The 6,499-nt window shown below is 67.3% G+C and carries 3 protein-coding genes; 1 reads left to right on the top strand and 2 read right to left on the bottom strand.

Going from position 1 to position 6,499, the window contains the following annotated elements; genetic code table 11:
- Window positions 1–104: 104 nt before the first annotated feature.
- Together DMC18_RS13460 and DMC18_RS13455 are read right to left on the bottom strand one after the other, a co-directional pair.
- Entirely contained in the window at window positions 105–2,396 is a 2,292-nt protein-coding gene (locus DMC18_RS13460; RefSeq protein WP_110118606.1) for a family 20 glycosylhydrolase, read from the bottom strand.
- A 206-nt stretch (window positions 2,397–2,602) separates the two neighbouring features.
- Window positions 2,603–5,353, bottom strand: coding sequence for a TonB-dependent receptor (locus DMC18_RS13455; protein ID WP_110118607.1), 2,751 nt, complete (start codon window positions 5,351–5,353; stop codon window positions 2,603–2,605).
- A gap of 272 nt (window positions 5,354–5,625) precedes the next feature.
- Here DMC18_RS13455 and DMC18_RS13450 point away from each other — a divergent pair, with 272 nt between their 5' ends.
- Entirely contained in the window at window positions 5,626–6,372 is a 747-nt protein-coding gene (locus tag DMC18_RS13450; RefSeq protein ID WP_110118608.1) for a GntR family transcriptional regulator, read from the top strand.
- Window positions 6,373–6,499: the final 127 nt, after the last annotated feature.

Raw genomic sequence — 6,499 nt, 5'->3', positions numbered from 1 at the left:
CGCGTCCGGAACCTCCTCCAACGGTCCCGACCACCCCGCCAAAGGCGATTGAAGCACCAGGGTGGACATGGGCGGAATTCTCGTCGCGAACGGGGAAGAAGGAGCTACTGACCGGCCGTCAGGGTGACGCGGTCAAGGGCCGGCATCGGATCCAGGCTGTTGGCCGTGAAGGTCAGGCAAAGATCGTGCACGCCCTCGCGGGCCGGCAGCACGCCGCTGACCGTGCCCAGGCCCGGACCTCGCCCGGCCTTGCCCAGCGGGATGGCCGCGATGCGCTCGCCCTTGCAGCCCAGCCGCACCTCCAGCTCGCCGTCGGGCGTGGCGGGTTTACGGACCACGATCTGGTCCTTGGCCGCGCCGATCTGGAAGTTCCACGCCGCCTGGCCGACCCGGGCGGTCAGCTTCAGCCCCTTGGAGAGATCTGCGCCCTTCCAGATCCAGCACGGGTTCATCAGATCGATGGCGAAGATGGCGCGCGGCCCGTCCTTGCCGTTGATCGGCGCGTCGTCCTCGAAGGCCAGCGGAATGGCCGCGCCGCACAGCTCCAGCTGCCGGCTCTCGCGGGTGTTGGCCGCCAGCTCGGTCGCGGTCCAGCCACGGGTGCGGCCCAGCGGCGCCGCGCCCAGGAAGCTGCGCGCCTTCAGCGTCGTTCCCGCCTTCAGCGACAGGGTCTGGCCATAGACCGGCGAGGCCGCCGAGGGCTCCGAGCCGTCGGTGGTGTAGCGCACCTGGCCCAGCGACAGGCCGCTGGCCAGGCTGGCCACGACCGCCCCGCCCTGCCCCGGACGCAAGGTCGCCTGCGGCTCGAACGGCGCGGTGTCGGCGACGACACCCAGCGCCTTCAGCCGCGCCATCTCGGCCGGCAGGCGCTGGGTGAAGCCGTCCCAGTCGCGGCGCTCCTCCTGGGTCCAGGCCGTCTCGGCCAGGGCCACCAGGCGCGGGAAGGCCATCGCCTGGGCCCGCTCGTCGGTGCGCACGTGCTCGGTCCACAGATTGGCCTGGACGCCCAGGATGTGCTTGCGCTGGTCGGCCGTCAGGGCGTCGGGCGCGGCGTCGAACTGGTAGACGTCCTTGAGGCTGCTGACCGTGATCCGGCCGGGCGGCTCGTCCAAAGACGTGCTCTGCCGACGATCGAAATAGAGGGTCGGCTCGGGCGACAGCACCGTGTCGTGGCCCTGGCTGGCGGCGGCGATGGCCCCGTCGATACCGCGCCACGACATCACCGTGGCGTTGGGCGCCAGGCCGCCTTCGAGGATCTCGTCCCAGCCGATCAGCCGGCGGCCGCGGGCGTTGATGTGCTTTTCGACCCGCTGGATGAACCAGCTCTGCAGGCCGTGCTCGTCCTTGACGCCCAGTTCCTTGATCTTGGCCTGGATGACGGGGCTCGCCTTCCACTGGTCCTTGACCGCCTCGTCGCCGCCGACGTGGATGTATTCCGACGGGAAGAGGTCCATCACCTCGTCGAGCACGTCGTTGAGGAACTCGAACGTGCCGTCCTCGACATTGTAGAGATAGGGGAAGATCCCCCAGTCGTGGCGGGCCAGGGCCGGCGGATTGGGCGTCAGGCCGAGCTTCGGATAGGCCACGATCGGCGCCAGGGCGTGGCCCGGCATCTCGATTTCGGGAACGATGGTGATGTTGCGGGCCGCCGCATAGGCCACCAGCTCGCGCACCTGGTCCTGGGTATAGAAGCCGCCATAGCGCACCGGCTTGCCGGTCTTAGGATCGAACCCCGCCGCCCCGGCCGGCTGGCGCCAGGCCGAGACCTCCGTCAGCTTCGGGTACTTCCTGATCTCCAGCCGCCAGCCCTGGTCGTCGACCAGGTGCCAGTGCAGGGTGTTGAGCTTGTGGGCCGCCATGCCGTCGATGATCGTGCGGATCGTCTCGACCGACTGGAAGTGGCGGGCGCTGTCGAGCATGAAGCCGCGCCAGGCGAAGCGCGGGGCGTCCTCCACATGGGCGGCGGGCACGTCAACCGTCCCTTTGCTCTCGTCCTGCACCGCCAACTGCCACAGGCTGACCGCGCCGTAGAACAGGCCGGCGCGCTTGAGCGCCGTGATCTTCACCCCGCCGGGCGCGACGTCGAGGGCGTAGCCTTCGCCGTCCGGACCGCCGCGCACGAGAGAGATCGCCGCCTCGCCGGCCGCCGGCGCGCCCTCGACCACGGCCGGGCGCAGGCCCCGGGCCCGATGCAGCAGGTCGGCCAATTGCAGGGCCACGCCGCGCGCCTCGACATCGCCCTTGGCGACATGGATGCGGGTGGCGGCGGTCAGGCGGAAGACGCCCTCGGCGCGTTCGGCCTTGGCCGGCGCCGGCGTAAGCGTCAGCGGCTCGGCCGCGAAGGCGGGAACGGCGAAGGCCATGGCCGCGGAGGCCAGCAGCAGGACTTTGATCATGCGGGGAAAGCTCTCACCGGCAAGCGGACGGCAAAAAAGAGGCGGGCGGCGCAAGACCAACCCGCCCCAGCTCGCTGCTTGCAGTCAGGAGGGGGAATGGCGCGGCCGGGCTCATGAAGGGATCCTGAACCAAGCCGCGTTGAATGCAAATCAGCGGGTTCGGGGACGCGCCGGTCTTTAAAGCGCGCCCCCGGATCTCCGGTCGCTTAGAAGGAGACGTTGATCGTCGCCTGCAGCTTGCGGCCCGTGCGGTAGACGCCGCGGGGCAGCATGGTGGTGTTGGCGTAGGCGTAGTACTCGCTGTCGAGCAGGTTCTGCGCCGAGACCGAGAGGTTGACGTTCTCGGTGAAGGCGTAGCCGGCCGTGGCGTCCAGGCCCTTGTAGGCGCGGACGAACATCTGGTCGCCGCGGTCCAGGCCCGTGAAGTACTTCGAGCGCCAGTTGTAGGTCACCCGGGCCGAGAACGGACCGTGCTCGTAGAACGGGCTGATGTTGATCTGGTGCTTGGAGTTGTAGGGCAGCGGCGCGCCGCCGTCGGCTTCCCCGTCGGCGTAGGTGTAGTTGGCCAGCAGGCCGAAGCCGAGGCCGAAGGTCTGCTGGTAGGCGAACGCCGCGCCCTTGACCGTGGCCGAGCCGGCGTTGGTCGGACGGCTGATCTGGTAGGTGGTGACCGCGTTGCGCGCCTGATTGAAGTGCTGCTCGGCGACCGTCTGCTGCAGGATGTAGTTGCTGATGTCCTTGTGGAACACCTCGGCCGACAGGATGGCCTCCGGCGCGAAGTACCACTCGATCGAGGCGTTGACGTTGCTCGACTTGTAGGGGTTCAGGTCCGGGTTGCCGCCGCCGCCGGTCAGGATCTGGTCGGAGAGCCAGAAGTAATTCGACATGTCGGCGTAGTTCGGACGCGAGATCACCTGCGCCGCGGCGAAGCGGAACACCAGATCCTCCTTCACGTCGACGATGACGTTCAGGCTGGGCAGGAAGTCCTCGTACTTCTTGGACTTCACCGTCCAGGCCCAGTCGGCGGCCGTGGTGCCGCAGCCGGTGGCGGTCTGGTTGACGCAGACATAGCCGCCGCTGTCGGACTCGGTCTTCACGTAGCGCAGGCCGAAGTTGCCGCGCACGTTGTCGGCCTGGAAGTCGGCCTGGCCGTAGAGGGCGTTGATGGTCTCCTCGATGCCCCAGTTCTGGGCCGTGAACTCGGCGTTGCCGAAGATCGTCGGCACCGGCTTGGCCTGCCACGGACGCAGATAGCCGCCGCTGGCGATGTAGTTGGCCAGGGCCTCGCCATCGATCTTGAAGCGGCTGCCCATGGCGTCGGTGACGCCGTCGAAGCCCTTCAGATAGTTGCTCGGCACGATCGACGGATTGAACTGCGAGGCGCTGGCCGGGTTGCCGTAGACCGAGACGGTCACGCCCGACATCGCCTGGGTGGTCTCGTGCTTGCGGTACTTGTAGCCGACCTGCACGCGCTTGATCACGCCGTCGAAGTCCTTGCCCGCATCGATCTGGGCGTAGCTCTCCTTGTCGGTGGTCGGCTTGGAGACGATGTTGCCGCCCCAGCCGGCGTTGTAGCCGGTCGGGCCGACCGACGGATCGCCGCCGCCCCAGCCGCCGTCGAACGAGAACTTGCTGGCGTCGGCCAGCGGATTACCGTCGGCGGTCGGGTTGGTGTAGGTCAGCACGCCCGGCGAGCCCGGCGTTCCGGTGAAGTCGACCGTGTAGTCGGCCCAGTTCAGGAACTCGCCGTAGAGCTGGCGGGTGGTGCCGCCGTCGGCCTTCGAGTAGCCGGCCTCGCCCGACACGTCGATCCCGTCGCCGGTCCACTTGCCGGTCAGGTGATAGGTGTCGGAGTTCAGCTCGGCTTCGCGGTACTGCACGTCCAGCACGCTCAGCGCATGCTTGAACGAGGCCTTGCGGATGACGTTGTCCTCGATGGTGATCGCGGTCAGCGCGCCCAGGCTGTTCCAGGTGTTGCCCTGGAAGGCGAACAACGACTGGTTGGTGTTGTCGTAGGTGGCCTTGATCTTCAGCCAGTCGAAGTTCAGCTCGAGGGCGTCGGTCGGGCGCCACTGGACGGCGGCGGTGTAGCTGTCGCGGACGCGCTCCTGCTCGAAATAGGAGACCGACAGCGAGTTGACGCCGCGGGCGTTCGGATTGGCCGCCAGGGTGGTGGCGCAGGTTCCGGTGCAGTTGCCGTTGGTGATCGAGCTGACCGGGTTTTCCGGGTTGCCGCCGTTATAGTAGCTGGCCGGGATCGTGCCGTACGACTCGATGCCGTCGCGACGCAGCTGGTCCTTGGCGTGCTGGGCCGAGACCGCGATCCCGAAGGTCTGGTCGGCGTTCTTCCAGCTGCCCAGCACCGCCACCTGCGGGTCGGACTTCTTGGAGCGATCGTTGTAGAGATAGCTGAGCGAGCCCTGGAGGGTCAGCGACTTCAGGTCCAGCGGCTTGCGGGTGTTGACGATCACCGTGCCGCCGATGCTGCCTTCGTCGAGGCGGGGCTCGGGCGACTTGTAGACTTCCACCTTGCCGACGATCTGCGGGGCCAGCAGGGCGTAGTTGAACGTCCGGCCCGGCTGATCAAGGATGAACCAGTCGGCCGAAGCCACCGTCTGGCCATTGAGCAGAGTGCGGTTCAGGGCCGGATCGGTGCCCAGGATCGAGACCTTTTCGCCCTGGCCGAACTGACGATCGACGGTGACGCCCGGAACGATCGTCAGCGCTTCGGCGACGTTCGAACTCGGGAACTTGCCGACGTCCTCGGCGGTGACCACGTCGACGATGGCGTCGGCGTTACGCTTGGATTGGATCGATTGCTGAAGCGACGCACGAATACCGGTGACGACCACCTCATCGACGGAGGTCGGGGTCTCCTGCGCCATGACGGGCGCAGCGACCAATACGGCCAGCAGACTGGCGGAAGCGGTCAGGACCGCCTTGTGAATGCTCTTCATAACTCGGCTTCTCCCCATTGTGCCGGGTCTTTGGACCCGGAGCCGAACCCCAAGCCCAATCCGATACCAATTTCTCGCGGCAAAGCCGCAAAGAGCGGTACTTCTCAGACCTCGGAGTGTGACTGTGACGAAATTTTTGCTGATGACAATACCTAAAAAGAACCAATTGCAGACCATGAGATAATTGGTATGAAAATGGTCATGAACTGTTGCGTGCGCCGCCGGGGTGCGCAAATCGCGGTAGATGCAAGCCTGACGCTGGTGGGGACCTGATGCTGTTTTCCGAAAAGATCGGGGGCCTGGACGGCAACGGGCAGGACCACGCGCCGCTGTACAAGCAGTTGCAGCGGGCCCTGCGCGAGGCGATCCAGAAGAAGGTGCTGGCGCCCGACGACGCCCTGCCGGCCGAGCGCGACCTTGCCGAAGAATTCAGCATCTCGCGGATCACCGTTCGCAAGGCGCTGGACGGCCTGGTCAGCGAAGGCCTGCTCACCCGCCGCCAGGGGGCTGGCACCTTCGTGGCCTCGCGGGTGGAAAAGAGCTTCTCGGCGCTGTCGTCCTTCACCGAGGACATGATCTCGCGCGGTCGCGTCCCGCACAGCGAATGGATCAGCCGCAGCGAAGGCCAGGTGACGCCCGAGGAATCGCTGACGCTTGGCCTGTCGCCGGGCACGCCGGTCTATCGCTTCGCCCGGATCCGCTACGCCGACGGCTCGCCGATGGCCGTGGAATACACCACCATCGCCGCCTTCGCCCTGCCCTCCACCGACATCGTCGGGACCTCGCTCTACGAGGCCCTGGAAAAGACCGGCCACCGGCCGGTGCGCGCCCTGCAGCGGCTGCGGGCCATCCTGTTCGCCGCCGAGCAGGCCGAGCTGCTGGACGTGCCGGTCAAGGACGCGGGCCTGCTGATCGAGCGGCGCGGCTTCCTCAAGGACGGCCGGGCGGTGGAAGTGACCCAGTCCTACTACCGCGGCGACGCCTACGACTTCGTGGCCGAACTGAACGCCCTGTCCTGATCCCGCGCCCGCCCTCGTGAAGGAAGCCGTCTTGACCCGCTCCGCAGCCCTGACGCCCGAAGCGACCCGCATGTTCCAGGAGGCCGGCGAGGCCTCGGGGGTGGTCGCCCGGCAGCTGGCGGCCAAT

This window comes from Caulobacter sp. D5, assembly GCF_003185805.1.
Lineage (GTDB): Bacteria > Pseudomonadota > Alphaproteobacteria > Caulobacterales > Caulobacteraceae > Caulobacter.
The sequence above is the reverse complement of the archived record's forward strand: the minus strand, read 5'-3'. Positions and strand labels throughout refer to the sequence as shown.